Source organism: Streptomyces sp. NPDC104106 (assembly GCF_055584345.1).
Genome location: NZ_JBVJMF010000024.1, coordinates 24,268 through 47,298 on the forward strand (window position 1 = coordinate 24,268; position 23,031 = coordinate 47,298).

General features: G+C 74.0%; 25 protein-coding genes, 1 tRNA gene and 1 pseudogene. 19 read left to right on the plus strand and 8 right to left on the minus strand.

Annotation, left to right across the window (positions count from 1 at the left end; translation table 11 throughout):
- Positions 1-342 precede the first annotated feature (342 nt).
- Positions 343-957: a TetR/AcrR family transcriptional regulator gene (locus ACZ60X_RS37570; RefSeq protein WP_469608653.1), complete on the minus strand. Its 615-nt coding sequence runs from the start codon at positions 955-957 to the stop codon at positions 343-345.
- A 220-nt stretch (positions 958-1,177) separates the two neighbouring features.
- On the opposite strand from ACZ60X_RS37570, the gene ACZ60X_RS37575 reads away from it, so the two are divergent.
- The 13 genes from ACZ60X_RS37575 to ACZ60X_RS37635 all read left to right on the plus strand — a co-directional run bounded on the left by ACZ60X_RS37575 (position 1,178) and on the right by ACZ60X_RS37635 (position 13,822).
- Positions 1,178-2,344 (plus strand): MBL fold metallo-hydrolase, encoded by a 1,167-nt coding sequence (locus tag ACZ60X_RS37575; protein WP_469608655.1) that lies wholly within the window; start codon positions 1,178-1,180, stop codon positions 2,342-2,344.
- Positions 2,345-2,846: 502 nt separating this feature from the next.
- The gene (locus ACZ60X_RS37580) at positions 2,847-5,141 is read left to right on the plus strand and encodes a sensor histidine kinase (protein ID WP_469608657.1); all 2,295 of its coding nucleotides are present in this window, start codon (positions 2,847-2,849) and stop codon (positions 5,139-5,141) included.
- A 96-nt stretch (positions 5,142-5,237) separates the two neighbouring features.
- Positions 5,238-5,672: a roadblock/LC7 domain-containing protein gene (locus ACZ60X_RS37585; protein WP_067053810.1), complete on the plus strand. Its 435-nt coding sequence runs from the start codon at positions 5,238-5,240 to the stop codon at positions 5,670-5,672.
- A gap of 2 nt (positions 5,673-5,674) precedes the next feature.
- On the plus strand, positions 5,675-6,046 hold the full coding sequence (locus ACZ60X_RS37590) for a DUF742 domain-containing protein (RefSeq protein ID WP_469608661.1): 372 nt from the start codon (positions 5,675-5,677) through the stop codon (positions 6,044-6,046).
- Positions 6,024-6,623, plus strand: coding sequence for a GTP-binding protein (locus ACZ60X_RS37595; RefSeq protein ID WP_469608663.1), 600 nt, complete (start codon positions 6,024-6,026; stop codon positions 6,621-6,623). Before ACZ60X_RS37590 ends, ACZ60X_RS37595 begins: the two co-directional genes overlap by 23 nt.
- Positions 6,624-6,732: 109 nt before the next feature.
- Positions 6,733-7,308: a GAF domain-containing protein gene (locus ACZ60X_RS37600; RefSeq protein WP_469608665.1), complete on the plus strand. Its 576-nt coding sequence runs from the start codon at positions 6,733-6,735 to the stop codon at positions 7,306-7,308.
- Between the two features lie 303 nt (positions 7,309-7,611).
- A complete protein-coding gene (gene tdh / locus ACZ60X_RS37605) occupies positions 7,612-8,640 on the plus strand; it encodes an L-threonine 3-dehydrogenase (protein WP_469608667.1) in 1,029 nt (342 codons plus the stop codon).
- Between the two features lie 45 nt (positions 8,641-8,685).
- Positions 8,686-9,885 (plus strand): glycine C-acetyltransferase, encoded by a 1,200-nt coding sequence (locus tag ACZ60X_RS37610; protein WP_469608671.1) that lies wholly within the window; start codon positions 8,686-8,688, stop codon positions 9,883-9,885.
- Positions 9,886-9,916: 31 nt separating this feature from the next.
- Positions 9,917-10,822 carry a LysR substrate-binding domain-containing protein gene (locus tag ACZ60X_RS37615; RefSeq protein ID WP_469608674.1) on the plus strand — a complete coding sequence of 302 codons (906 nt, stop codon included), beginning with the start codon at positions 9,917-9,919 and terminating at the stop codon, positions 10,820-10,822.
- A 70-nt stretch (positions 10,823-10,892) separates the two neighbouring features.
- Entirely contained in the window at positions 10,893-11,474 is a 582-nt protein-coding gene (locus ACZ60X_RS37620) for a helix-turn-helix domain-containing protein (protein WP_469608677.1), read from the plus strand.
- Entirely contained in the window at positions 11,471-12,007 is a 537-nt protein-coding gene (locus tag ACZ60X_RS37625; RefSeq protein WP_469608680.1) for a GNAT family N-acetyltransferase, read from the plus strand. Before ACZ60X_RS37620 ends, ACZ60X_RS37625 begins: the two co-directional genes overlap by 4 nt.
- Before the next feature lie 30 nt (positions 12,008-12,037).
- Positions 12,038-12,397 carry an MmcQ/YjbR family DNA-binding protein gene (locus ACZ60X_RS37630; RefSeq protein ID WP_469608683.1) on the plus strand — a complete coding sequence of 120 codons (360 nt, stop codon included), beginning with the start codon at positions 12,038-12,040 and terminating at the stop codon, positions 12,395-12,397.
- An 87-nt stretch (positions 12,398-12,484) separates the two neighbouring features.
- The gene (locus tag ACZ60X_RS37635; protein WP_469608686.1) at positions 12,485-13,822 is read left to right on the plus strand and encodes an MFS transporter; all 1,338 of its coding nucleotides are present in this window, start codon (positions 12,485-12,487) and stop codon (positions 13,820-13,822) included.
- Between the two features lie 111 nt (positions 13,823-13,933).
- On the opposite strand, the gene ACZ60X_RS37640 is transcribed toward ACZ60X_RS37635, so the two are convergent.
- Entirely contained in the window at positions 13,934-14,857 is a 924-nt protein-coding gene (locus tag ACZ60X_RS37640) for a transketolase family protein (protein ID WP_469608688.1), read from the minus strand.
- A gap of 71 nt (positions 14,858-14,928) precedes the next feature.
- Entirely contained in the window at positions 14,929-15,642 is a 714-nt protein-coding gene (locus tag ACZ60X_RS37645; protein ID WP_469608690.1) for a transketolase, read from the minus strand.
- A 125-nt stretch (positions 15,643-15,767) separates the two neighbouring features.
- Between ACZ60X_RS37645 and ACZ60X_RS37650 the strand changes: the two genes are divergently transcribed.
- Positions 15,768-15,841, plus strand: a tRNA-Pro gene (locus ACZ60X_RS37650).
- 139 nt (positions 15,842-15,980) lie between these two features.
- Here ACZ60X_RS37650 and ACZ60X_RS37655 read toward each other — a convergent pair.
- Entirely contained in the window at positions 15,981-16,886 is a 906-nt protein-coding gene (locus ACZ60X_RS37655; RefSeq protein ID WP_469608694.1) for an alpha/beta hydrolase, read from the minus strand.
- Here ACZ60X_RS37655 and ACZ60X_RS37660 point away from each other — a divergent pair.
- The 5 genes from ACZ60X_RS37660 (at position 16,819) to ACZ60X_RS37680 (ending at position 19,776) form a co-directional block, all read left to right on the plus strand.
- Positions 16,819-17,466: a hypothetical protein gene (locus ACZ60X_RS37660; protein WP_469608697.1), complete on the plus strand. Its 648-nt coding sequence runs from the start codon at positions 16,819-16,821 to the stop codon at positions 17,464-17,466. The two genes, ACZ60X_RS37655 and ACZ60X_RS37660, sit on opposite strands and share 68 nt — an antisense overlap.
- A gap of 174 nt (positions 17,467-17,640) precedes the next feature.
- On the plus strand, positions 17,641-18,042 hold the full coding sequence (locus tag ACZ60X_RS37665) for a sortase-dependent protein (RefSeq protein WP_469608700.1): 402 nt from the start codon (positions 17,641-17,643) through the stop codon (positions 18,040-18,042).
- Positions 18,039-18,659: a class F sortase gene (locus tag ACZ60X_RS37670; RefSeq protein ID WP_469608703.1), complete on the plus strand. Its 621-nt coding sequence runs from the start codon at positions 18,039-18,041 to the stop codon at positions 18,657-18,659. The genes ACZ60X_RS37665 and ACZ60X_RS37670 overlap by 4 nt, the downstream gene beginning before the upstream one ends.
- A gap of 138 nt (positions 18,660-18,797) precedes the next feature.
- Positions 18,798-19,289 carry an RNA polymerase sigma factor gene (locus tag ACZ60X_RS37675; RefSeq protein ID WP_469608706.1) on the plus strand — a complete coding sequence of 164 codons (492 nt, stop codon included), beginning with the start codon at positions 18,798-18,800 and terminating at the stop codon, positions 19,287-19,289.
- Positions 19,273-19,776: a hypothetical protein gene (locus ACZ60X_RS37680; RefSeq protein WP_469608709.1), complete on the plus strand. Its 504-nt coding sequence runs from the start codon at positions 19,273-19,275 to the stop codon at positions 19,774-19,776. Before ACZ60X_RS37675 ends, ACZ60X_RS37680 begins: the two co-directional genes overlap by 17 nt.
- A 77-nt stretch (positions 19,777-19,853) precedes the next feature.
- On the opposite strand, the pseudogene ACZ60X_RS37685 reads toward ACZ60X_RS37680, so the two are convergent.
- From ACZ60X_RS37685 to ACZ60X_RS37700, 4 genes and pseudogenes are all read right to left on the minus strand, one after another.
- Positions 19,854-20,175 (minus strand): annotated as a pseudogene (locus tag ACZ60X_RS37685) (endonuclease/exonuclease/phosphatase family protein); the annotation flags it as partial.
- Positions 20,176-20,316: 141 nt separating this feature from the next.
- Positions 20,317-21,114 (minus strand): COG4705 family protein, encoded by a 798-nt coding sequence (locus ACZ60X_RS37690; RefSeq protein ID WP_469608712.1) that lies wholly within the window; start codon positions 21,112-21,114, stop codon positions 20,317-20,319.
- Positions 21,115-21,297: 183 nt separating this feature from the next.
- The gene (locus ACZ60X_RS37695) at positions 21,298-21,825 is read right to left on the minus strand and encodes an NUDIX hydrolase family protein (protein WP_469608715.1); all 528 of its coding nucleotides are present in this window, start codon (positions 21,823-21,825) and stop codon (positions 21,298-21,300) included.
- A 16-nt stretch (positions 21,826-21,841) separates the two neighbouring features.
- Positions 21,842-23,029: an amidohydrolase family protein gene (locus ACZ60X_RS37700; RefSeq protein WP_469608718.1), complete on the minus strand. Its 1,188-nt coding sequence runs from the start codon at positions 23,027-23,029 to the stop codon at positions 21,842-21,844.
- Between the last annotated feature and the right edge of the window lie 2 nt (positions 23,030-23,031).

Consider the following 23,031-nt stretch of genomic DNA (forward strand, 5'->3'; position numbering starts at 1 on the left):
GAGTCGGTTCCCGGCCGGGCCGGCCCCGGTCGGGTGGGCTGCGGTGCGGCTCGGGTGCGTCCGCGGCGCGGCTCGCGCCCGTCCGCCGTCTCGTCCGCGTTCTTCCGCCCCGCGGCCCGCGCCCGTCCGCTGTGCACGTGGGCCGGGCGTCGCTAGTGCCCCAACAGGCAGCGTCCGCCCCGTCGCGACGCCCGGCACGCTCCCCCGCTGCGCGGGAGGTGCCCCCACTCGCCGCACCGGCCGAAAGCCCGAGTACGCCCAGTACGAGGACTTCCGGCCGGCACGCCGACAGCACGCACCGGACGCCGCTCCTCGACGGGCAAACGATGCCTGCCCGGGGCACTAGCGTTCGGCCAACGCCGTTGTGGGCAGCTCCAGTTCGCGGGCAAGGGCGTCGTCCACCCACTGCTGTGCCCGGGCCCGCGGTACGGCGCCCGGATACGAGGTCAGCTGCACCGCCAGTCCGTCCAGCAGCGCGGTCAGCCGCAGGGCGGCGCCGGCCGGGTCGGCACACGCGAACTCGCCCGCCGCGACGCCCTCGGCGATCACCTCGGTGATCGCCGCCTTCCACTGCTTGTCCAGGTTCCGGGTGACGTCCCGCAGCGCGGGTTCGCGCAGCGCGACGGCCCAGCCCTCGATCCACAGCCGCCAGCCCTTGGCCTGACCCGTCGGCGCGTACCACCGCACCGCCGCGCGCAACCGGCGCAGCGCGGACGTACGCCGCCCCAGCAGCGTGCGCAGGTGCGCGAGATCGTCCTCGGCCGCGTAGGCGAACGCCGCGGCGACCAGCTTCTCCTTGGTCGAGAAGTGGTACAGCACCAGCGCGCTGCTCACCCCGAGCGTCGCGGCCACGTCGGCGATCCTGACCGCCGCCACGCCCCGCGCCTCGATCTGCCCGATGGCGGCCCGCAACAGCTCCTCCCGCCGCTCGGCCACGCTCAACCGCACTCTCGCCACGCGGTCACCCTAGTCCGTTGTCATGGGCAGCGCCGAAACAGTCCGGTCGTACCGGGGGCTCGCGCCACCGGTACGACCGGAATCACCTGAGGTCTCCACGGAGTTGCGGGTCTGCTGGCCCGGTGATCCCGGCCGGTGCCGCACTGGCCCCCCGTGCCCCCCGGGTTGTCGGAGGCGCCGACCATAATGGGGAACCTCACCCACTCCACCGGGAGGTACCGTGACCGGTTTGCGTTCCGCGATCTGCGGCCTGCGCGCGCTGCGGCCGGAGGCCTTCGGCGCGGACCCGGGCGGTGAGCGCATGGCACGCATCCGCCGCTCACCCCACTTCAAGGACGGCGTCTTCCAGAACCCCGGCGGCACCGCGCGTACCCGGCCCTCCGGCTCCACGCTGGACTTCGCGAAGGTGTTCTTCGACAAGGAGACGCGGCCGCTGCGCGCCCCCAAGGGCACCGTCCCGGTGTATCCCACGACCTTCGCCGACCTGGCCAAGCCGCCCGCCACGGGGCTGCGGCTGACCTGGATGGGCCACTCCAGCGTGCTCGCGGAGATCGACGGCCACCGGGTCCTGTTCGACCCGGTCTGGGGCGAGCGCTGCTCCCCCTTCCCGTTCGCCGGTCCCCGGCGGCTGCACCCCGTGCCGCTGCCGCTCGCCGCGCTCGGCCCGGTCGACGTGGTGGTCATCTCGCACGACCACTACGACCACCTCGACCTGCCCACGATCAAGGCGCTGGCCGGCACCGGCACCCTGTTCGCCGTGCCCCTCGGCGTCGGCGCCCATCTCGAACACTGGGGCGTCTCCCCGGACCGGCTGCGGGAGTTGGACTGGCACGAGTCGACCAGGGTGGGCGGCCTCACCCTCACCGCCACCCCGGCCCGCCACTTCTGCGGCCGCGCCCTGCGCAACACCCAGCACACCCTCTGGGCCTCCTGGGCCGTCGCCGGTGAGGAGCACCGGATCTACCACAGCGGCGACACCGGCTATTTCGAGGGCTTCAAGGACATCGGCGCCGCCCACGGCCCGTTCGACGCCACGATGATCCAGATTGGCGCGTACAGCGACTTCTGGCCCGACATCCACATGCGTCCCGACGAAGGCCTGCGCGCCCACCTGGACCTGCAGGGCGGCGCACCGCACGGCGCGCTGCTGCCGATCCACTGGGGCACCTTCAACCTCGCCCCGCACGCGTGGGCGGAGCCGGGGGAGTGGACCAAGGAGGCGGCCGAGGAGGTCGGCCAGGCGGTGGCCCTGCCCCGGCCCGGCGAGCCCTTCGAACCGGCGGGCAAGCTCCCGGCGGAGGCCTGGTGGCGGGGCGTCGCGGGCACCGAGCGCCGGACCTGGCGCTCGGTCGGAGCCCTGGTGGCCGAGCCGCCCGCGCGGGGCTGACGCGCCCCGACGCCGTCCGTCGGCCGCGCGGGAGGAGCACGACGGGCTCCTCCCGCGCGGCCGGCGTGTGTCTCCGCGCGTCCTGTCCCGCGCCTCGCCGTCGCGACACCGCCCCGGCCCGGCCGCTGCGCCTCGCGCCGCCCGGCACGGCACCACGGGCGGACGCCCGCCCCCCGTCCGCGCGGGCCGGCCCGCATCCCCGCACCGAAACCCAAGGCCAATGCCGCCACTCTGCGTAACCGCACCCGGCTTGCCGATCGCGTCCGTCAGACCGGTACGACCGGTTATCGGTCTGTCGTACGAGGCTTCATACCAGAGCGGGACGCTCCTCGGGGGAGTTTGTCAACTGCCCACCGCACATGATGCTCAGGCAACTACTGTGAGTGTCCGTCGGTCGGCGTGGGGACGGATTCCCCGGTTCCGTCGGTCGACGCCGCGATGACGCATGCCCGCCTCGCGCAGCCCGCGAGGACAGGCCCGACGGACCAGTACGAGGACGCAGATGTCTCACCTCCGAGCACCGGCCACGCGCGCCGACCGCCGGGAGGGCGGGCGGCACGGGCGGCCGGGCGCCCGAACCGCTCCCGCACTGCCCGAAACGCACATACGGCCCCAGCTCATGCGGCTCGCCGTACTGCCGCCCGTCGCGGTCGCCCTCAGCGCCACCGCCGCGGTCTTGTTCAGCATCCGCTCCACCGGTGTCCGCACCGGCCCCGTCCTGTGGGCCGTGCTCGCCGGGGCGGTCACCGTGGCCGTCGCCGGGGTCCTCATCGCCGCCGTGGCCGCCGACCGCGCCGCCCGCTCGGTCGCCGACCGCGTCGAGGCCCTGCGCCGCACCGCGGCACGCGGCGAGGCCGATCTGCACGCGCTGGTCGACGCGCTGCGCCAGGGCGAGGCCCCGCCGCAGCGCTCCGCACGGCGCCGGCCGCCCGCCGACGCCGACGACTTCGAGCTGCTCGCGGCCGACCTCGCCCGCGCGCACGACGGCGCCGTCACCGCCGTCGTGCGCGCCGCGCAGCTCTCCAGCCAGGCGGGCAGCGAGCAGAAGCTGGAGGTCTTCGTCAACCTCGCCCGCCGGCTCCAGTCCCTCGTGCACCGGGAGATCTCGATCCTCGACGAGCTGGAGAACGAGATCGAGGACCCCGACCTGCTCAAGGGCCTGTTCCACGTGGACCACCTGGCCACGCGCATCCGGCGGCACGCCGAGAACCTCGCCGTGCTCGGCGGCGCCGTCTCCCGGCGGCAGTGGAGCAACCCCGTGAGCATGACCGAGGTGCTGCGCTCCGCCATCGCCGAGGTCGAGCAGTACTCCCGGGTCAAACTGGTGCCGCCGATCGACGGCGAACTGCGCGGCCACGCCGTCGCCGACGTCATCCACCTGCTCGCCGAACTCATCGAGAACGCCTCGGTGTTCTCCGCCCCGCACACCCAGGTGCTGCTGCGCGCCACCCTCGTCACCTCCGGGCTCGCCGTGGAGGTCGAGGACCGCGGCCTCGGCATGCCCGTCGGCGAGCAGGACCGGATGAACGCCCTGCTCGCCGACCCCGACCAGGTCAACGTCGCCAGCCTGCTGGCCGACGGCCGCATCGGCCTCTACGTCGTCTCCCAGCTCGCCCGCCGGCACGGCATCCAGGTGCGCCTGCAGACGAACATCTACGGCGGTGTCCAGGCCGTACTCGTCGTCCCGCAGGCCCTGTTGGGCTCGGCGGCCCGGATCCCCGGCGAACCGACGACGGCCACGGCCCAGGCACCGCCCCGGGCGCGGGAGGCGGTCGGCACCGCCGCCCCGCCACGGACGGGACCCCACTCGCCCGTCGCCGCCGGGCGAGCGGACGCCCGGGCGCAGGCCTCCGCGCCCGCCTCCCCGCAGCCGGCGGGAGACCGACCGGGGACCGGGGCCGCCGGTGCACAGCCCGACGCCGCGCCGGCCCCCGGCACCGGACGACGCCGGCACGCCCAGCGTGGTCCCGCCCCGCGCGGCGCCGAAACCGCGGCACGCGGCGGCGAGGAGACCGCCGTGGGGACCCGCTCGGGCGCCGCGGCGCAGTCCGGCTCGCAAGCGGGTTTCGGTGCCGGGACAGCAGCGGACTCCGAAGCCGGTCCCACCGTCGCCGGCGCCGGCTTCGACCACAGCCGCCCCGCACGAACCGAAACCGAATCCGGCACGGCGACCGGCAGCGGGACCGCAACCGGGCACGGACCCGCGACCGGTACCGGCCCGGGTCAGCCCGGCCCCGGTCAGCCCGCTGCCGAGGCCGCTCGTGGCGGGCGCGTTGCCGGTGCCCCGGCGCCGCTGCCCGTGCGGGGTGCACGGCAGGACCGGCCCACCCCGGCCGCGGCGCTGCCCGGCATCAGCGCCGGGGACCGGTCCGCCGTCGAGGCGCACGCGGGCGTCCTGCCCACCCCGCGCGTCGGCACCGTGCGCGGCACCATGGGCAAGCCCCAACTGCCCCGCCGCCGCGCCCAGGAGCACATCGTTCCCCAGCTGCGCGGCGGTCCGGCACCCCGCCAGGACGCCGACACCGTGCCGGGGCACGACCCCGGGCTGATGGCCGCCTTCCAGCGCGGGATCGGACTCGCCGAGGCGCAGCAGCACATGGAGCACCTCGAACACGTCGAGCACCTCGGGCACATGGAGCACAGCCACAGTACGTCGGCCGCACCCATGGAGCCCGTACCCATGAACGGGGCCGAGCACCTGGGCCCGGCGCCCATACCCCAAGGGCACGGCCCCGCGCCCGGAGTCGACGGTGCCCAGGGTGCCGGCCGGCCCGACGGGAGCGCACCGGCCGGCTGACCCCGCGCACCGCACCCCCTGCGCCCCATCGTCCCCTTCCCCCCTCAACTGCCCGCGCTTGCGCAGACCTTCGTACCCCCAAGGAGTCGATCCACCATGGCCAGCGATGCGCCGACCGCCCATGCATCCGACCTCGACTGGCTGCTGAGCGGCCTCGTGCAGCGCGTACCGCACACCACCAGCGCGGTGCTCCTGTCCTGTGACGGACTGGTGAAGTCCGTGCACGGCCTCGACATCGACAGCGCCGACCACATGGCGGCCCTGGCCTCGGGCCTGTACTCCCTCGGCCGCAGCGCGGGCGTCCGGTTCGGCGACGGCGGCGACGTCCGCCAGGTCGTCGTCGAACTCGACTCGACCCTGCTGTTCGTCACCACCGCCGGCTCCGGGACCTGTCTCGCCGTGCTCGCCGGACGCGAGGCCGACGCCGCCGTGCTCGGCTACGAGATGGCGATGCTCGTCAAGAGCGTGCGCCCCTACCTGGTGACCGCGCCCCGCCAGCACCCCGTCGACTCCGCGGCGACGAGGCCTTGAACGTGGCCGCAGCCGGCGACGGGCCCTGGCTGGACGACGCGGCCGGACGCCTCGTGCGCCCGTTCACGGTCAGCAACGGACGCACCGAGCCCAGCGTCGCCCTCGACCTGATGTCGCAGGTGAGGGCCACGGGCGTCGCCCCACTCGGCTACCTCGGCCCCGAGCACGCCCAGGCGCTGGACCTGTGCCGCGCACCCGTCTCGGTCGCCGAGGTCGCCGCGCAGCTGAAGCTGCCCGCGGTGGTCACCAAGGTGCTGCTCTCGGACCTCGTCGACTGCGGGGCGCTGACCACCAAGCCCCCCGTCTTCCACCACACACCCACTGACCGGTCTCTGCTGGAGGCAGTGCTCGATGGACTACGACGACAGCTCTGACCCGTTCCCGACCGCGCTGAAGATCCTGGTCGCGGGCGGGTTCGGGGTCGGCAAGACGACCTTCGTGGGCGCGGTCAGCGAGATCGCCCCGCTCAGTACGGAGGAGCTGCTCACCACGGTCAGCGTCGGCACGGACAGCCTCGACGGCATCGAGAACAAGATGGAGACCACGGTCGCCATGGACTTCGGCCGGATCACCCTCGATCAGGACCATGTGCTCTACCTGTTCGGCACACCGGGGCAGGAGCGCTTCTGGTTCATGTGGGACGAGCTGTCGGAGGGCGCGCTCGGCGCGGTGATCCTCGCCGACACCCGGCGCCTGGAGGACTGCTTCGCCGCCGTGGACTTCTTCGAGGAGCGCGGGCTCGGCTTCATCGTCGCGATCAACGAGTTCGACGGGTCCTACCGCTACGACCCCGAGGAGGTCCGCGCCGCCATCGACCTGGACCCCGGGATCCCCGTCGTCCGCTGCGACGCCCGCATCTCCAGCTCCGGCGTGCAGACCCTGCTCACCCTCGTACGCCACCTGCTCGCCCACGCTCCGGCGACCGCGCCGAGCCATGGCGCCCACATGTGATCCCGCCCTACTGCCCACGGAGTTCCTGTATGAGGTACGCCCACAGTGCCAAAGCCCGGCCCGAACCCCGGCCGGAGGCGCGCCCAGGAGTACGGCACGGAGCCCGGCCATGAGCTACGAGCCGCCCCGGCCGGTCCGGGGTCTGCTGCTCACCCCCGAGGACAGAGAAGCCCCCGCCCGCGTCCACCGGCTGCGCCGACTCGGGCTCGCGGACCGCCCCGACCCGGCGCTCGACTCCTTCGCGGACCATCTCGCCCGGCTCACCGGCGCGCCGTACGCCATGGTCAACTTCGTCGGCGAGGAGCACCAGTTCTTCGCCGGCCTGAGCGCCCCCGCCGTCGCCCCGGTCGTCCGGGAGGACGGCACCAGGGCCGAGGTCGGCCGGCTTCTGCCCCGCGACCATGGCTTCTGCCCCCATGTGGTGGTCCGACACAAGGCACTGGTGCTGGACGACGTCCGCGACTACCCGCGCTTCGCCGGCAACCCGGTCGTCGACGCCTACGGCATCCGCTCCTACCTCGGCGCCCCGCTCATCGACAGCTCCGGCATGGCGCTCGGCACCGTGTGCGCGGCCGACATCGAGCCCCGCGTGTGGGGGAGGGCCGGCCTGGAGACCATCAAGGCGCTCGCCGCCGACCTCGTCGTACGCCTCGAACGCAGCGCCCAGGACGGGCTGCCGCTCTGAGCCGGACGGGTGATCTCCGCCCTGCCGGACGGGTGACCTGCGCCGACGGACGGGCGGCCCCCGCGGGCGGCCCGCCGGGGCGGCGGACCGGCCCGCCGAGCCCGACAGGCCGCGCACCGGCCCCGACCGGCGTGCGGGAAACCCTCAGGCGTGAAGGAAAGCTGAGGCGGCGGTTAAGAAAAGCTCGATGGACCCGCGGCCCGCGCATACGGCAGATTGCAGGGTGATTCCACCCCTCTGACCCGGTGCGGGCTCCTCACGTCTGCCCGCGGGCCGGGACCTCACCCAACAGGAGCCGCACGCGTGAAGGCGCTGGTCAAGGAGAAGGCGGAGCCGGGACTCTGGCTGACGGACGTCCCGGAGCCCGAGATCGGCCCGGGGGACGTACTGATCAAGGTCATGCGGACCGGTATCTGCGGCACCGACCTGCACATCCGGGCCTGGGACGGCTGGGCGCAGCAGGCGATCCGCACCCCGCTCACGGTCGGGCACGAGTTCGTCGGGCAGGTCGTCGAGACCGGCCGGGACGTGACCGACATCCGCATAGGGGACCGGGTCAGCGGCGAGGGCCATCTGGTGTGCGGAAAGTGCCGCAACTGCCTGGCCGGCCGCCGCCATCTGTGCCGGGCCACCATCGGCCTCGGGGTCGGCCGCGACGGCGCGTTCGCCGAGTACGTCGCCCTGCCCGCGTCCAACGTCTGGGTGCACCGCGTCCCCGTCGACCTCGACGTCGCCGCGATCTTCGACCCGTTCGGCAACGCCGTGCACACCGCCCTGTCCTTCCCGCTGGTCGGCGAGGACGTCCTGATCACCGGCGCCGGACCGATCGGCCTCATGGCCGCCGCCGTCGCCCGGCACGCCGGCGCCCGCAACGTCGTCATCACCGACGTCAGCGAGGAGCGCCTGGAGCTGGCCCGCAAGATAGGGGTCAGCCTCGCCCTGAACGTCGCGCGGTCCCCCATCGCCGACGGCCAGCGCGAGCTGGGCCTGCGTGAGGGCTTCGACATCGGCCTGGAGATGTCCGGCCGCCCCGAGGCTATGCGGGACATGATCGCCAACATGACGCACGGCGGCCGGATCGCCATGCTCGGCCTGCCGTCCGAGGAGTTCGCGGTCGACTGGTCCCGGATCGTCACCTCGATGATCACCATCAAGGGCATCTACGGCCGCGAGATGTTCGAGACCTGGTACGCGATGTCGGTGCTGCTGGAGGGCGGCCTGGACCTCGCCCCCGTGATCACCGGCCGCTACGGCTACCGCGACTTCGAGGCGGCCTTCGCCGACGCCGCGAGCGGCAAGGGCGGCAAGGTCATCCTCGACTGGACCGCGTAAGACACGTACCTCCCCCTCAGCGCGAGCACTTTCAGGAGCTTCCCCATGTTCGACACCGTCCGCGACGACCTGCGCGCCACCCTCGACGAGATCCGCGCCGCCGGACTGCACAAGCCCGAGCGGGTCATCGGCACCCCGCAGTCCGCGACCGTCGGCGTCACCGCCGGCGGCCGCCCCGGCGAGGTCCTCAACTTCTGCGCCAACAACTACCTCGGCCTCGCCGACCACCCCGAGGTGATCGCCGCCGCCCACCAGGCCCTGGACCGCTGGGGCTACGGCATGGCCTCCGTCCGCTTCATCTGCGGCACCCAGGAGGTGCACAAGGAACTGGAGGCGCGCCTTTCCGCCTTCCTCGGCCAGGAGGACACGATCCTGTACTCCTCCTGCTTCGACGCCAACGGCGGTGTCTTCGAGACGCTGCTCGGCGAGGAGGACGCGGTGATCTCCGACGCCCTCAACCACGCCTCCATCATCGACGGCATCCGCCTGTCCAAGGCCCGCCGCTTCCGCTACGCCAACCGCGACCTCACCGACCTGGAGGCCAGGCTCAAGGAGGCGACCGAGGGCGGCGCGCGGCGCAAGCTGATCGTCACCGACGGCGTCTTCTCCATGGACGGCTACGTCGCCCCGCTCGCCGAGATCTGCGACCTCGCCGACCGCTACGACGCCATGGTGATGGTCGACGACTCGCACGCCGTCGGCTTCGTCGGCCCCACCGGCCGCGGCACCCCCGAGCTGCACGGCGTCATGGACCGCGTCGACATCATCACCGGCACCCTCGGCAAGGCCCTCGGCGGCGCCTCCGGCGGCTATGTCGCCGCCCGCGCCGAGATCGTCGCCCTGCTGCGCCAGCGCTCCCGGCCGTACCTGTTCTCCAACACCCTCGCCCCGGTGATCGCGGCCGCCTCCCTGAAGGTGCTCGACCTGCTGGAATCGGCGGACGACCTGCGCGTGCGGCTGAACGAGAACACCGCGCTCTTCCGCCGCCGGATGACGAATGAGGGCTTCGACATCCTCCCCGGCGACCACGCCATCGCCCCCGTCATGATCGGCGACGCGGCGCAGGCGGGCCGCATGGCCGAGCTGCTGCTGGAGCGCGGCGTGTACGTGATCGGCTTCTCCTACCCCGTCGTCCCGCAGGGCCAGGCCCGCATCCGCGTCCAGCTGTCCGCCGCGCACTCAACGCAGGACGTCAACCGCGCGGTGGACGCGTTCGTCGCCGCCCGAGCGGAACTGGCGGCCTGACCACACACGACGTATGGGGATAATTGAGCCCATGATCGAGGCACGGCGGCTCCACATCCTCCGTGCGGTGGCCGACCACCGCACGGTCACCGCGGCAGCCGCCGCGCTCTATCTCACCCCCTCGGCCGTCTCCCAGCAGCTGACGGCCCTGGAGCAGGAGACCGGCCACCGCCTGGTCGAGCGCGGCGCCAAGGGGGTACGGCTCACCCCGGCCGGCGAGATCCTGCTCAGCCACACCAACGCCGTACTCGCCCAGCTGGAGCGGGCCGAGGCGGAACTCGCGGCCTACGGCTCGGGCGAGGCGGGCACGGTCACCGTGGCCGCCTTCGCGACCGGCATCGCTCAGGTCGTGGCCCCGGCCGTGGCCCGGCTCGCCCACCGCGCGCCCGGCATCCGCATCCGCGTCCAGGACGCCGAGGGCGACGCGAGCCTGCCCATGGTGCTCGACCGGCAGGTCGACGTGGCGGTGGCCGTGGAGTACCGGGGAGCCCCGCCCGCCGACGACCCCCGGCTCACCCATGTCCCGCTCTACGCCGAACCGTTCGACGCGGTCGTACCCGTCGGCCACCGCCTCGCGGACGCCGCCGAGGTCCCCCTCGCCGAGCTGGCCAAGGACCCCTGGATCGGGCCGTACCCCGGCAACCCCTGCCACGACGTGGTCGTCCTCGCCTGCGAGAGCGCCGGCTTCCAGCCCCGTCTGGAGCATTCCTCGGACGACTTCCGCGCGGTTGTCGCGCTCGCCTCGGCGGACGCGGGCGTGGCGCTCGTACCGCGCTCCGCGCTGAACGGCATGGACCTCACCGGCGTCGTGGTCCGCCCCGTCGACGGCGTGGCCCCGACCCGCCGCGTCTTCGCCGCCGTACGACGCGGCGCCGAGGGACACCCGCTGATCCGCCCGGTGCTGGAGGCGCTGGGGCGGGCGGCGCTGGGGGAGTGAGCCGAAGCGGCGAACGGGAGGTGAGCCTTCCGTAACGCGGTCGTCTCATATCCGGGATAGCGTCCCGGACATGAGAGGCGACAACGGAATCCCGGGGGATCCCCTCGACGCCCGGCTCGGCACCCGGCTGGCCGAGCTGCGCGCCCAACACGGTTGGTCCCTGGGGGAGTTGGCCGAGCTCAGCGGGGTGAGCCGGTCGACCCTCTCGCGCGCCGAACGCGCCGAGACCAGCCCCACCGCCGCGCTGCTGAACCGGCTCTGCCATGTCTACGGCCGCACCATGTCCCAGCTGCTCAGCGAGGTCGAGGCCGAGCCGGCCGCGCTGGTGCGGGCCGCCGACCAGCTGCTGTGGCAGGACCCCGCCTCGGGGTTCGTCCGGCGCTCCGTCTCGCCGCCGCACCCGGGCCTGCGCGGCGAACTCGTCGAGGGCCGGCTCGCCCCGGGCGCCGACATCGCCTACGACCGCCCGCCCGTGACCGGCCTGGAGCAGCACCTGTGGGTGCTCGACGGCGCCCTGGAAGTGACCGTCGGCGAACAGGCGCACCACCTGGCCACCGGCGACTGCCTGCGGATGCGCGTGGCCGGCCCGACCCGGTTCCGCTGTGCCGGAGCGGAGCAGACGCGGTACGCGCTGGTGGTGGTGCGGCCGTGAGGACGCAACGCTGGGACGCGGACCGCCTGGGGGAGCGGGCCGACGAGCTGGCGGACCTGCTGGCCGACGTGGTGGCGGGCGGCGCCTCGGTCGGATTCCTCGCCCCGCTCGGGCGCGCGGAGGCCGCCGCGTGGTGGCGCGAGCGTGCGCGGGCGACGGCGGCGGGCCGGCTCGCCGTATGGGCGGCCGTGGCCGACACCGGCCGCGTCACGGGCACCGTCAGCCTCGCCTTCCCCGACAAGCAGAACAGCCGCCACCGGGCGGAGCTGGTGAAGCTGATGGTGCACCGCACCGCGCGCGGGCAGGGACTCGGCCGCCGCCTCCTCACCACGGCCGAGGAGGCCGCGGCCGCCGCCGGCATCACCCTGCTCCACCTCGACACCGAGACCGGCAGCCCGGCCGAGCACCTCTACCGCACGGCCGGCTGGACCCGCGCCGGCGTCATCCCCGACTACGCGCTCAGCCCGGCGGGCGAGCTGCGGCCGACGACGCTGTACTTCAAACGGCTCGGGGACGAGCGGCCGGGAGGGTGACTGTCAGTGGCAGGGGCTACGGTGCGAAGCATGCCGGACGCAGAAGACGTACGCCGTATCGCCCTGTCCCTGCCGGACACCACGGAGAAGACCGCCTGGTCCATGCCCACCTTCCGGGTGGCGGGGAAGATGTTCGCGACCCTCCCCGAGGAGGAGACGTCCATCGCCGTGCGCTGCCCCAAGGAGGAGCGTGACGAACTGGTGCTGGCCGAGCCGGAGAAGTTCTGGGTCGCCGGCCACGAGGCCCAGTTCGCCTGGGTGAGAGCGAGACTCGCCGCGCTGGAGGACGAGGACGAGCTGCGCGACATCCTCGCCGACTCCTGGCGGCAGGCCGCCCCGCCCCGACTCCTCGACGCCCACCCCGCGTTGGGCCGCCCGCCCGCGGAGTGAAATGACCGGCGCGCGCGGGCCCGGCGTGGCATGATCCCGCGCGGCGCGGGCTGCCGGCCGGGTCGGCGGGAAGGGGGCGCATCCGCCATGACGGGCACGGACGCACGGCACGACGACACCACCAGCCGCAACCCACGCGGGAGGCCGGGGACTTGGGGCAGTCGGGTGACTTGGGTGACACAGCGGAGCAAGAGCGGCGGCCCGGCCGTCTGGTCGCGGAACTTCGCCCTGTTCTTCGCGGCCCGGGCCGTCGCCCGGCTCGGCGACACCATGCTGCCCGTGGCCCTCGCCGCCGGCCTGCTGGAACACGGGTACGGCGCGGGCGCGGTCGGTCTCGCCATGGCCTCGACGGCGGCCGCGTTCGCCGGACTCGTCGTCTTCGGCGGTGTCATCGCCGACCGGTTCAGCACCCGCCGGCTGATGATCGGCGCCGACCTGGTCCGGCTCGGCACCCAGTCCCTCGCCGCGGGGCTGTTCTTCGCCGGGCACGTGGTGCTGTGGCAGATCTGCGCCATCGGGTTCGTCAACGGTGTCGCGGGAGCGGTCTTCCAGCCCGGTGTGGCCAGTACGGTGCCCCGGCTGGCCGCCGACATCCAGGGCGCGAACGGCGCCATCCGCATCGCCGAGTCCGCGGCCCAGCTCGCCGGACCGGCCGTCGCCGGCCTCCTGGTCGGCTTCGCCTCACCCGGCGGTGTCTTCGCCGCGCACGCCGCGACCTACGCGGCCAGCGCCCTGTGCCTGCTGCTGCTCCGGCTGCCCCCGCTGCCCGAGGGCGCCCGGCCGGCCGCCGGCCGCGGGACGCGCGCCTTCCGCGCCGATCTGGCGCAGGGCTGGCGGGAGTTCAGGTCCCGCGGCTGGCTGTGGGGCGTCATCGCCGTCTGGTGCCTGTACATGATCGCCGTCTGGGGTCCGACCGTCCCTCTCGTGGCCACGGAGGTCGTCCAGCACCACGGCCCACGCGCCTACGGTCTGGTCAACTCGGCTCTCGGCGCCGGCACCGTCGTCGGCGGCGTACTGGCCCTGCGGCTGCGCCCGCGCCGCATGCTCCGCGCGGGGGCGCTCGCCCTGTTCGCGTTCTTCGGCTTCCCGGCGACCGTCGGCGCGGGCCTCGGCGTACCGGCGATGGCGGCCGGGGCGGCCGTCGCCGGCGCCGGCATGTCCTTCTGGGGCGTGATGTGGGCGACGAGCGTGCAGACCCAGGTCCCGGCCGACGTCCTCAACCGCATCCACGCCTACGACGTCGCCGGCTCCCTCGCCATGATGCCGGTCGGCCAGGCCCTCGCCGGCCCGGCGGCCGGGGCCCTCGGCGCCGACCACGTCCTGCTGGTCTCCGCCGCGACCAGCCTGGCGGTGGCCACGGCACTGCTGGCGATCCCGGCGGTACGCGACCTGGTCCGGGCCGACGCGACCGTACCCGCGCACTGACCCACCACCCAGCGCGCCCGGCACCCCACCGGCGAAAGCGCCCCCTGATCCCCCACGCCGGCACATCCCGTGCGCGCCGCCTCCCCGAGCCACCCCCGCAGCGGCACCGGTTCACACCCCGGCGGCCACGTTCGCCGCCGGCCCCACGAACGCGCGGATCCGCTCGCGCACACTGCGCGCGTCCAGTCCGTGCGCGGCCACGTGCTCCTCGATCGTCCCGTAGCGGCGCAGCTCACGGCGCCCCACGCCCAGGCCGAGCACCCGGTGCGGCGCCTCGCACAGGGCCTCGTTCACCGCGGCCGTCGAGGTGCCCGCGAGGTACGGCTCGACCAGGACCACGTCGGTACCCGCCGCGTCCGTGGCCCGGCGCAGGCCCGCCGCGTCGAAGGGCCGTACGGTCGTCGCGTACAGCACCGTCACGTCCAGTCCCTCGGTGGCGGCGAGGACGGCGTCCAGCGTCGGACCGACGGCCACGACGACCCCGGAGCGGCCCTCGCGGACCGTGACGAGGTGCCGTCCGTCGGTGATCCGCCCCCGCCGGTTCGACTGCACGGAGAGCCGCACGTACACCTTGTCGTCGCCCGCGGCGACCGCGTGGTGCAGCAGGGTCTCGGCCTCGTCCGGATGGCCGGGTACATGCACGGTCCAGCCGTCCAGGGTGTCGAGGAGCGCCACGTCCCCGGGCGACATGTGCGTGTAGCCGCCCGCCGGCCAGTCGAACGAGGCCGCCGCGCTGACCAGCACCGCGCCCGCGTCCTGGTGCCCCAGATCCAGTTTGACCTGTTCGAACGGCCGCTCCACCAGGAAGCTGGCGAAGGTGTGCACGACCGGCCGCAGCCCGGTCAGCGCCAGCCCGGCCGCCGCCCCGACCAGCAGTTGTTCCCGGATGCCGACGTTGATCACCCGGTCGGGATGCCGGGCCATGGCCTCGTGGAAGCCGTCCTTGCCGATCTCGGCGAGGACGACCGCGATCCGCGGATCCTCGTCCAGCATCCGGGAGACGACGGGGGCGAAGCGGTCACGCATGGTCTCCATGACGAAGGAGCCTTTCCAGTCGGAGTGGAGGTCGGGGTCCGGTGCGGATGCGGCGGGACGGGGGCCGGCCATCAGGCGGCCCGGGCCTTCGGCTCGACCCGGGCCACGACCACGTGCGGCCGCCCGGGGTGCGGCGCGGTGAACGCGGCGTACAGGGCCGCGTGGTCGCGTCCGTCGGCGGTCACCGCGGACCAGCCCGCGGCCTCGAACCGGGCGGCGATCCCGCCGGGCCGGGCATGGCTGGCGGAGGAGTTGTCGACCACGACCGTGTGCAGCCGCTCCAGCCCGGCGGGCCCGGCGAAGGCGATCGCCTCGTGGTTGCTGCCCTCGTCCAGCTCGGCGTCGCCGATCAGCACCCAGACCGCCGGGTCGTGCAGCCCCTGCGCCCGCAGCCCCAGCGCGTTGCCCACGGCGATGGGCAGCCCGTGGCCGAGCGAGCCGCTGGCGATCTCGGCCCCCGGCACCAGTACCCGGTCGGGGTGGTGCCCGAGCGGGGAGTCGTAGGAGCCGAAGCCGGGCAGCCAGTCGACCGGCACGAACCCCTTCGCGGCCAGCACCGCGTAGTACGCCATCGGCCCGTGCCCCTTGCTCAGCAGGAACCGGTCCCGGGCCGGGTCGTCCCGCCGCCGCGGTGTCACCCGCAGCACCCGGTCGTAGAGCACCCACAGCACGTCGAGCGTGGAGGTGGCCGCCGGTCCGTGCTTCTCGTCGCCGGTCATCAGGCTCATCAGCCCGGTCAGATCGTCGTAGCCGTACGTACGGCCGTAGTCCGCTGTGATCGTCATGCCGTCGATCGTGCAACCTCAACCAAACTTGAGGTCAACAGGAAAGCCGGGCGCGATCACCGGGCCGAGTGCGGTATGGTTTCCCTGCGCGTTTCGGCCGGGGAAACCCCAGGTCAAGCGGGCAACGGGACGTGGCGCAGCTTGGTAGCGCACTTGACTGGGGGTCAAGGGGTCGCAGGTTCAAATCCTGTCGTCCCGACGTGCGGAAGACGCAGGTCGGAGGCCGTGCTGGAGTGATCCGGCACGGCCTCTTGGCCATTCCTGGGGAGTGTGCGGGACGCGCGGTCGCGTGACCGGTTGTCTGCGGCGCAAGGCGGTCCCGACGACCTGTTGCGGCGTCACACTGGAGCTCTTCCTGGAAGGGGGGCGAGGAAACGACGGCGATCAGGTGGCCGACGCGGCGGGAATCTCCGAGCGGGCGCGGTCTCGCCTTTGCCCGGCTGATCCCCACGAGCCCCAGTCTGCGGGCCGTCCACCTGAAGAAGCACCTGCGTGGGCAGGTGATCGTGGCCACCGCTCCGGCCTGCCCCGACACCGCCACCGCCGGCTGGCCCGAGCGCGGCGGCCAGGGCCGGATCGCCGGACTCGAACGGCACTGCGCCCCGGCGTTCGCAGCCCCGCGACGGGGACGCGGACGCCGCGGGCGTCCTGAGATCGGATGCGGTGCGGGACCGGGCCGAGGGGGCCCGGTCCGCGGTGTCGCGGGATGCCGTACGGCCACCTGCCGGGCAGCCGGCCGTGCAGAACAGGGAGGCCCGACCAGCCCGTTGTGGGGAACACCGCGTTCCGGCGGGTCGCTTCCGTGTGACGTCGGTGCAGTAGACGTCCCTGGCCGGCAGGTGGCCGGTGGCCAGGAAGCCGCCGGTGGCCTTGTCGGCGCAGGCGGAGCCTTCGTGGTAGACGTAGTGCCCGCCGTTGTCGGCGCCGACGAAGGCGGAGCCGTCGCCGAGGGCCTTGCGCAGCCCTAGGCCGCTTTCCCGCGGGGTGGCGTTGTCCCGGCGGTTCTGCAGGATCAGGGTGTTGCGCGGGCCGCCGGCCACGACGTCGTCCGTCCGGCGCCGAGCGGCATGAGACGCCGGCCCACCTGTCCGACGCGTCGGCGGCGGAGGGCTTCGCGGGTGCGCGAGGAGGTCGCCGGCCCGTGACGACGACAGCCCGACCGAGGAGAGGAATCTCATGCACAAGCCGGCGTCCCCGTCCGACGACGACCGCGACCGCCTCATCGACGAGTTCTGGAACGACATCACCGACGGCCTCGACGTCCCTGCCGCCTTCGCGGGCCGGCTACGGGCCGTGCGACCGCATCTGCCGGCGGAGCCCACCACGGAACAGCTCGAAGCCTGGATCGAGTTGGCCGACCTGGTCCAGGACGACGACTTCCGCCGCTCGGTCCGTGCGTACCTGCACGAGACCCACGCCACGGACCAGGGACGCCTCATGGCGACGCCGCCGGTACTGGGCTCGATCGACAGGGGGACGGCGATCATCCGGGACGCCCAGGCGGCATACCGGGCCGGGTTGCCCGCGGCCTGTCCGCAGGCCCAGGACATCGGCGACCGCTACGCGGCCTGGCTCGCCGAGGTCGCCGGACAGCGGGACACCCCCGGGCTGCGGCGCCGGCTGGCCGCGAACCTCCTGCTCGCCGCAGACCTCCACCGACAGGCACTCCAGCAGCGCGCCGCGCACACCGCGTCCCGGTTCGCCGGCACCCACGGCAGGTACCTGTCGCTGGTGGCCACCATCAACGGGACATCCCACGAGGACACCCCGAGTGTCCCAGTCCCCTACGCATGGATCGCCACGACTCTCCACGTCGCCGGCTGACCGCCGACGCAAGCGACTCGCCGACGCGGCGACCGACCGTGCCCGCAGCCTGCACCCGGCCCGACTTTGCCGACTCTTTACAACTCGTGGTGATCCTGTCTCGTCTCTCGGCTCGACCCATCACACAGTCTGCCCGGCCGCCCGGCCGGGCCGGCCGACGAAAGAGAGCGATTCATGCGCCGAACAGTCCTCAGCGCCACGGCGGCCGCGTGCGTCGCCGTGCTGGCGAGCACGGTGCCCGCGTTCGCCCACGGGGCCAGCGCGTCTGCGACCCCCCGCCCCTCCGCCACGTCCGAGCCGTCGGCCCGGCCGAGCGCGCCGGCCGGTGCGGAGCCGAGCGCGGTCCCCACCCGGGTGCCCGGCCGAGCGGCCACCCCCGTGCCGACCGCCTCCCCGAGCGAGGGGCGGGGCCAGGTCGGTGTCGTACCGAGTGGCGCCCCCGACACCGGTGTGACCACCGGCTCCGACGGCTCCGGCCCGGACGGCATGCTGATCGGCGGCGGTGCCGCCGGCGCCCTCGCGGTCGGCGGCGCGGCGGCCTTCCTCGTGCGCCGCCGACGGGCGAGCAGGGCATGACTCACCTCTCCAGGCGCGCGTTCGTCACCGCGGCACTGGCCACGCTGCTCGTGAGCTGCGCCGGCCACGGCGGCGACGGAGCGTCGGCCACCCGCCCCAGCGGCACGCCCATGTCCGCCGGGTCCTCCGCGGACCCGGCGAACGAGCCGCATGCCCTTGGCCGTTCGGTACCGGCGCGGCTGCGGATCCCCGAGATCGGCGTCGACACGCCGGTCATGCGGCTCGGGCTGGCACAGGACGGCAGCGTGCAGGTGCCCCCGATCACCGCGCACGACCAGGCGGGCTGGTACCAGCACTCTCCGACGCCGGGCCAGACGGGTCCGGCGGTGATCCTCGGCCATGTCACGGTCGGCGCCTACGGGGACGGCGTCTTCCGCCACCTCGACCGGCTGCGCCGCGGCGACGGGATCACGGTGCGCCTGGAGAACGGCAGATCGGCCGAGTTCACCGTCACCTCGGTACGGACCGTCGCCAAGAGCGCCTTTCCGACGAAGGCGGTCTACGGCGACGTCGACCGGCCCGAGCTGCGGCTCATCACGTGCGGCGGACCCCGCACCGGCGACGGCTACCTCGACAACGTGATCGTCTTCGCCGTGCTGAACCCCGCGAGCCACTGACCGGCCCGCGCCCGCCCCGACCCCGGGTCGATGGAACGGACGCCACCGGCCCGGGGTCTTCCCCACGGGCGCCCCGCGCGCCCCCTGACGTGACGAGGGGCGCGCCGAGGGGCGCGCCCCCATCCCCCATGGAGTGCGTTGAAACGGTCCCGCGAGAAGGCGGCAGCAGAGCTGTTCGCCGCTCTCTACCCCCGCCTGGCCGGCTGGTGCCGTCGTCTGGTCGACGACGACGAGACCGCCCACGAGATCGCCTCGGAGGCGTTCACCCGTCTCTGGGCCCGCTGGACATCCGTCTCGGAGCCCCGAGGCTTCCTCTACGTCACGGCCGCCAACATCGTCCGGGACCACTGGCGCAAGCTGGAGCGCGAGCGCAGGGCGGTGCGGCGCGCCACCGTGGAGGCGTCCGTCCGCCCGCCCACCGAGCAGACCGACCCCTCGGTCCGTCTGCTGGTCCAGGCGCTTCCCGAACGACTGCGCATACCGACCCTCCTGCACTACTACGCTGACATGCCGATCCGGGAGGTGGCCGTGCTGACCGGGCGCAAGGAAGGAACCGTCAAGGCCGACCTGCACGCGGCCCGCGAACTGCTCCGCGCCCATCTGAGGAGAAGCCTTGATCACATACAGTGACGACGGTCCGGTCTTCGACCCCGACGACCCGCTCGCCGTCCTCATGCGGCCGCCCTCGGAGCATCTCGCCCCGCCGCCCGGCCGGTTCGAGGAGATCCGCCGTGGCGCGGCCCGCCGCCGTGTCCTGCGCGCTGCCGCCGGAGCCGGCGCGACCTGCGCGGTCGCGGCCCTCCTGGCCGTGCCGTTGCTGCGCACCACCCACCACGACCCCGCCTCCCCGACGGTCCCGCTCGCCCCCGCGAGCAGCCCCGCGGTCTCACCGACCCCGGCCGAGTCGGCTCCCGTGAGTGTCACCCCTCGCCCTTCGGCGGGTACGACGACCGTCCCCACCCGCCCGCCGGCCGCCACGGCCTCACCCTCCGCCGCCCCCTCGGCAACCCCGACAGAACCCCGGCCCCCGACCCGCACCCCACGCCCGCGCACCGTGGAGCCATCGGCGGGCCCGGCGCGCTCCGCCACCCCCTCCGCGGCCGGTACCCGCCCCTGACCCCCGGGCCGGGCGACGCGTTCCTTCCGCTTCCTTCTCACGTCGCAGCAGGCAGGCGCCGGCCCATGCCCCCGGGTTCACCAGCTGATTCCGGCCATCACCGGCAGGTGGTCGCTCCCGGTGGCCGGCAGCACCCATGAACGGTCCGGCTTCACACCCCTGACCAGGATGTGGTCGATCCGCACCACCGGGAACCCCGCCGGCCAGGTGAAGCCGAAGCCGTCGCCGGCCGCGTCCCGGGCCGAGCGCGTCCGTGAGGCGATGGCGTTGAAACGCGCGGTCGTCCATGGTGCCGTTCAGGTCGCCGAGCAGCACCACCCGCTGACTCGGATCCGCGGCGACAGCCCTGCCGAGCGCCTGTACGCCTCTGTCCCGCGAGGCCGTCCCGGAGCCCACCCTCACCCCGCGGCCTGCCGGCGGGCTCCGCATCACTGTGGAACTCCCCGCGAACGCCCCGCACCCGGGCAGGTGACGAACCGGGCGGACACACGCCGGGGGCCGCGTCCGGAGCGATCCGGACGCGGCCCCTTTCCGCTCGGTTCAGCTCGCCGGCCGGGTGTCCCGGCGCGACAGCGCGAGGAAGGCCACGAACCCGACGATCGCCACCGTCCACGACAGGGTCACCGGCCCGAGGCCCCAGTCCAGGCCGCCGCGCTTGGTCGGCAGCGCCATCCAGTCGGCGAGGGACGCGCCGAGCGGGCGGGTGATGACGTAGGCCGTCCAGAACGCGGTCACCGCGCCCAGCAGGCCGCCGCGGTGGGCGATCGCCGGGACGCAGATCGCCACGGCGAACAGCACGACCGAGCCCAGGTAGCCGAGGCCGATCGTCGCGGTGAGGTCGCCCGCGGCGGTGCCCAGCGCGAAGGTCGCGAGGACGGCCGCCCAGTAGAAGGACTCACGGCGCCGGGTGCGGATGGAGTGGATGGACAGGGTGCGCTCGGACTTGTACCAGAGGACGAAGACGGCGGCCAGGGCGATCATGAACAGCGGGGTGGACAGGGTGTACGGGACGCCGACGACCACGTGGAGCGCGTCCGCGGCCATCGTGCCGAACACGCTGACCATGACGATCGCCGTCCAGTAGACCCAGGCCACGTACCGGCGGACCGCGAACTGCAGCACGAGCGACGCCACGAAGGCGAGACCACCGAGGCCGACCGCCGGGATGTTGCCCAGCGTGTGGGCCAGGAAGTCGGACGCGGTCTCGCCCATGCCGGTGGTGAGGACCTTGATGATCCAGAAGTAGACGGTGACCTCCGGCACCTTGTTCGCGCTCTCGCGTATGCGCGCGCGTGTGCGGCCGCGTGGCCGGTCCTGGAGGGCGTGCTCTGTGCTCATGATCCGCACCTTCGCATGCCCAACTGCGGTCGACCCAGCCCGCTTTGCCATTGTTTTATGGCTTCTGGTGCAGCTGTTGCCACGGCGGCCGGTGAACCTGAACGCAACCTGAACACCTGCCGGGAGCCTCTGGCCGGAAGGCCCGCTGGCCTGATAGACAGGCCGGTCGGGCGGCCGCCGGGATCAGTACGTCAGGCCCACGTGCGCGAGCGCCTGCTTCAGCAGTACTCCGTGGCCGCCCGGCATCTCGCCCTGCACGGCCGCGGACGCCGCCTCCTGGGGGCTGAACCACACCAGGTCCAGCGCGTCCTGCCGGGGTCGGCAGTCGCCGGTGACCGGGACGATGTAGGCGAGGGAGACCGCGTGCTGGCGCGGATCGTGGTACGGGGTGATGCCCGCCGTCGGGAAGTACTCGGCGACGGTGAAGGGCTGCAGCGAGGTGGGGATGCGGGGGAGCGCGACCGGGCCGAGGTCCTTCTCCAGATGGCGCAGCAGGGCGTCGCGGACCCGCTCGTGGTGCAGGACGCGGCCGGAGACCAGGGTCCGGCTGACCGTCCCGTCCGGGCCGATGCGCAGCAGCAGGCCGATGCTCGTGACTTCACCGCTGTCGTCCACGCGCACGGGCACGGCCTCGACGTACAGGATCGGCATGCGGGCCCGGGCCATTTCCAGCTCGTCCGTGGTGAGCCAGCCGGGCGTGGTTTCGGTCATGTCTGACATTGCTTGATCATACTTTCCGGGTCGGGCGCCCGCAGGGGTCGCGGGCCGGTTCGGTTGCGGGCGGTACGTAGCGGCCGTAGACGCGGCGGGCATTGTCACGGCCCGTCCAGGCGGCGATGCGCAGCGCGTCGGGCAGGCTCAACTCGTCGCGGTCGACGCGGACTTGGAGCAGATCGGCCAGCCCCTGGCGGAAGCACAGGGCGCCCAGGAAGTGGAATTCGGCCACGCCGTAGGCGTCGGAGCTGTACAGCAGTTTCCGGAACGGGGTGATCTCCAGCGCCTCCTCCAGCACCGCCCGGCAGCGGGCCGGGCCGGTGTGGTGCAGGGCGAGGCCGACGTCCAGGTACACCTGCTCGAACACCGCCGCCAGGTAGGCCGCTTGGCGGTGGTACGGCCAGCAGTGCAGCAGCATGACCGGGACGGTGCCGGCGGTCAGCCGCAGCCAGTCGGTCAGCAGGGCCGGGTCCGCGTGGTGCAGGCGCAGGTCGGCGTCGCCGAAGCCGGTGTGCAGTTGCAGGGGCAGGCCGAGGTCCACGGCGGTCCACAGCAGGTGCCGTATCAGGACCGGATCGGTCAGCCGGCCGCCCCCGGCCGCCAGCCAGTCCCGTGCTGCGCGCGTCACCTCACGCGGCGCCGGGCGGGCCGGGTCCAGGGCGAATCCCGTGCGGTAGGCGGCCACCGACTTCACCGCCACCACACCCGGCCGGCCCGCCGCCTCCTCGGCCGCCGCACGGACCCCCTCCCCGTACGCGTCGGGCTCGACGCCCCGCGCCGCCACCGCCTCCGCCAGCTGCTCCAGGCGTACGACCTCCCACGCCGTGGCGCCGGCGGCCTCGGCCAGCTCGGCGGGGGAGGTCAGCGGGTGCGCGGTGTAGCCGGTGTCCACGAAGAACGCCTCGGCGCCGACGGCGGTCAGGAAGCGGCGGTTGACCTCCCGCCCGCCCAGCTCCGCGCGGCGGGTCACGTAGGCGTCGGGCGGGGCGTGCCGCGGCAGGTCCAGCAGCGGCGCGCAGTGCCGGCGCACGGCCACCCCGGCGGGGGTGTCGAAGGGCGACAGGCCGGGCCAGGCCTCCCCCTCCGTCAGGAGCGGGGCGAACTCCTGCGGCGCCAGAGCGGCCGGCACGGCACCGTGGCAGTGGTGATCCACCAGGGCGAGGCCGGCCAGGGCCTCGTGGACCGGTCCGGGCGCGGTCATGG

Coding starts and splice junctions, on each gene's coding strand:
- ACZ60X_RS37670 (WP_469608703.1), top strand. CDS start 18,039: ATGACTCACCTCTCCAGGCGCGCGTTCGTCACCGCGGCACTGGCCACG.
- ACZ60X_RS37635 (WP_469608686.1), top strand. CDS start 12,485: ATGACGGGCACGGACGCACGGCACGACGACACCACCAGCCGCAACCCA.
- ACZ60X_RS37690 (WP_469608712.1), bottom strand. CDS start 21,114: ATGAGCACAGAGCACGCCCTCCAGGACCGGCCACGCGGCCGCACACGC.
- ACZ60X_RS37600 (WP_469608665.1), top strand. CDS start 6,733: ATGAGCTACGAGCCGCCCCGGCCGGTCCGGGGTCTGCTGCTCACCCCC.
- ACZ60X_RS37640 (WP_469608688.1), bottom strand. CDS start 14,857: ATGGAGACCATGCGTGACCGCTTCGCCCCCGTCGTCTCCCGGATGCTG.
- ACZ60X_RS37655 (WP_469608694.1), bottom strand. CDS start 16,886: ATGTCGTTCCAGAACTCGTCGATGAGGCGGTCGCGGTCGTCGTCGGAC.
- ACZ60X_RS37630 (WP_469608683.1), top strand. CDS start 12,038: ATGCCGGACGCAGAAGACGTACGCCGTATCGCCCTGTCCCTGCCGGAC.
- ACZ60X_RS37660 (WP_469608697.1), top strand. CDS start 16,819: ATGCACAAGCCGGCGTCCCCGTCCGACGACGACCGCGACCGCCTCATC.
- ACZ60X_RS37585 (WP_067053810.1), top strand. CDS start 5,238: ATGGCCAGCGATGCGCCGACCGCCCATGCATCCGACCTCGACTGGCTG.
- ACZ60X_RS37595 (WP_469608663.1), top strand. CDS start 6,024: ATGGACTACGACGACAGCTCTGACCCGTTCCCGACCGCGCTGAAGATC.
- ACZ60X_RS37610 (WP_469608671.1), top strand. CDS start 8,686: ATGTTCGACACCGTCCGCGACGACCTGCGCGCCACCCTCGACGAGATC.
- ACZ60X_RS37645 (WP_469608690.1), bottom strand. CDS start 15,642: ATGACGATCACAGCGGACTACGGCCGTACGTACGGCTACGACGATCTG.
- ACZ60X_RS37615 (WP_469608674.1), top strand. CDS start 9,917: ATGATCGAGGCACGGCGGCTCCACATCCTCCGTGCGGTGGCCGACCAC.
- ACZ60X_RS37580 (WP_469608657.1), top strand. CDS start 2,847: ATGTCTCACCTCCGAGCACCGGCCACGCGCGCCGACCGCCGGGAGGGC.
- ACZ60X_RS37620 (WP_469608677.1), top strand. CDS start 10,893: ATGAGAGGCGACAACGGAATCCCGGGGGATCCCCTCGACGCCCGGCTC.
- ACZ60X_RS37695 (WP_469608715.1), bottom strand. CDS start 21,825: ATGACCGAAACCACGCCCGGCTGGCTCACCACGGACGAGCTGGAAATG.
- ACZ60X_RS37665 (WP_469608700.1), top strand. CDS start 17,641: ATGCGCCGAACAGTCCTCAGCGCCACGGCGGCCGCGTGCGTCGCCGTG.
- ACZ60X_RS37700 (WP_469608718.1), bottom strand. CDS start 23,029: ATGACCGCGCCCGGACCGGTCCACGAGGCCCTGGCCGGCCTCGCCCTG.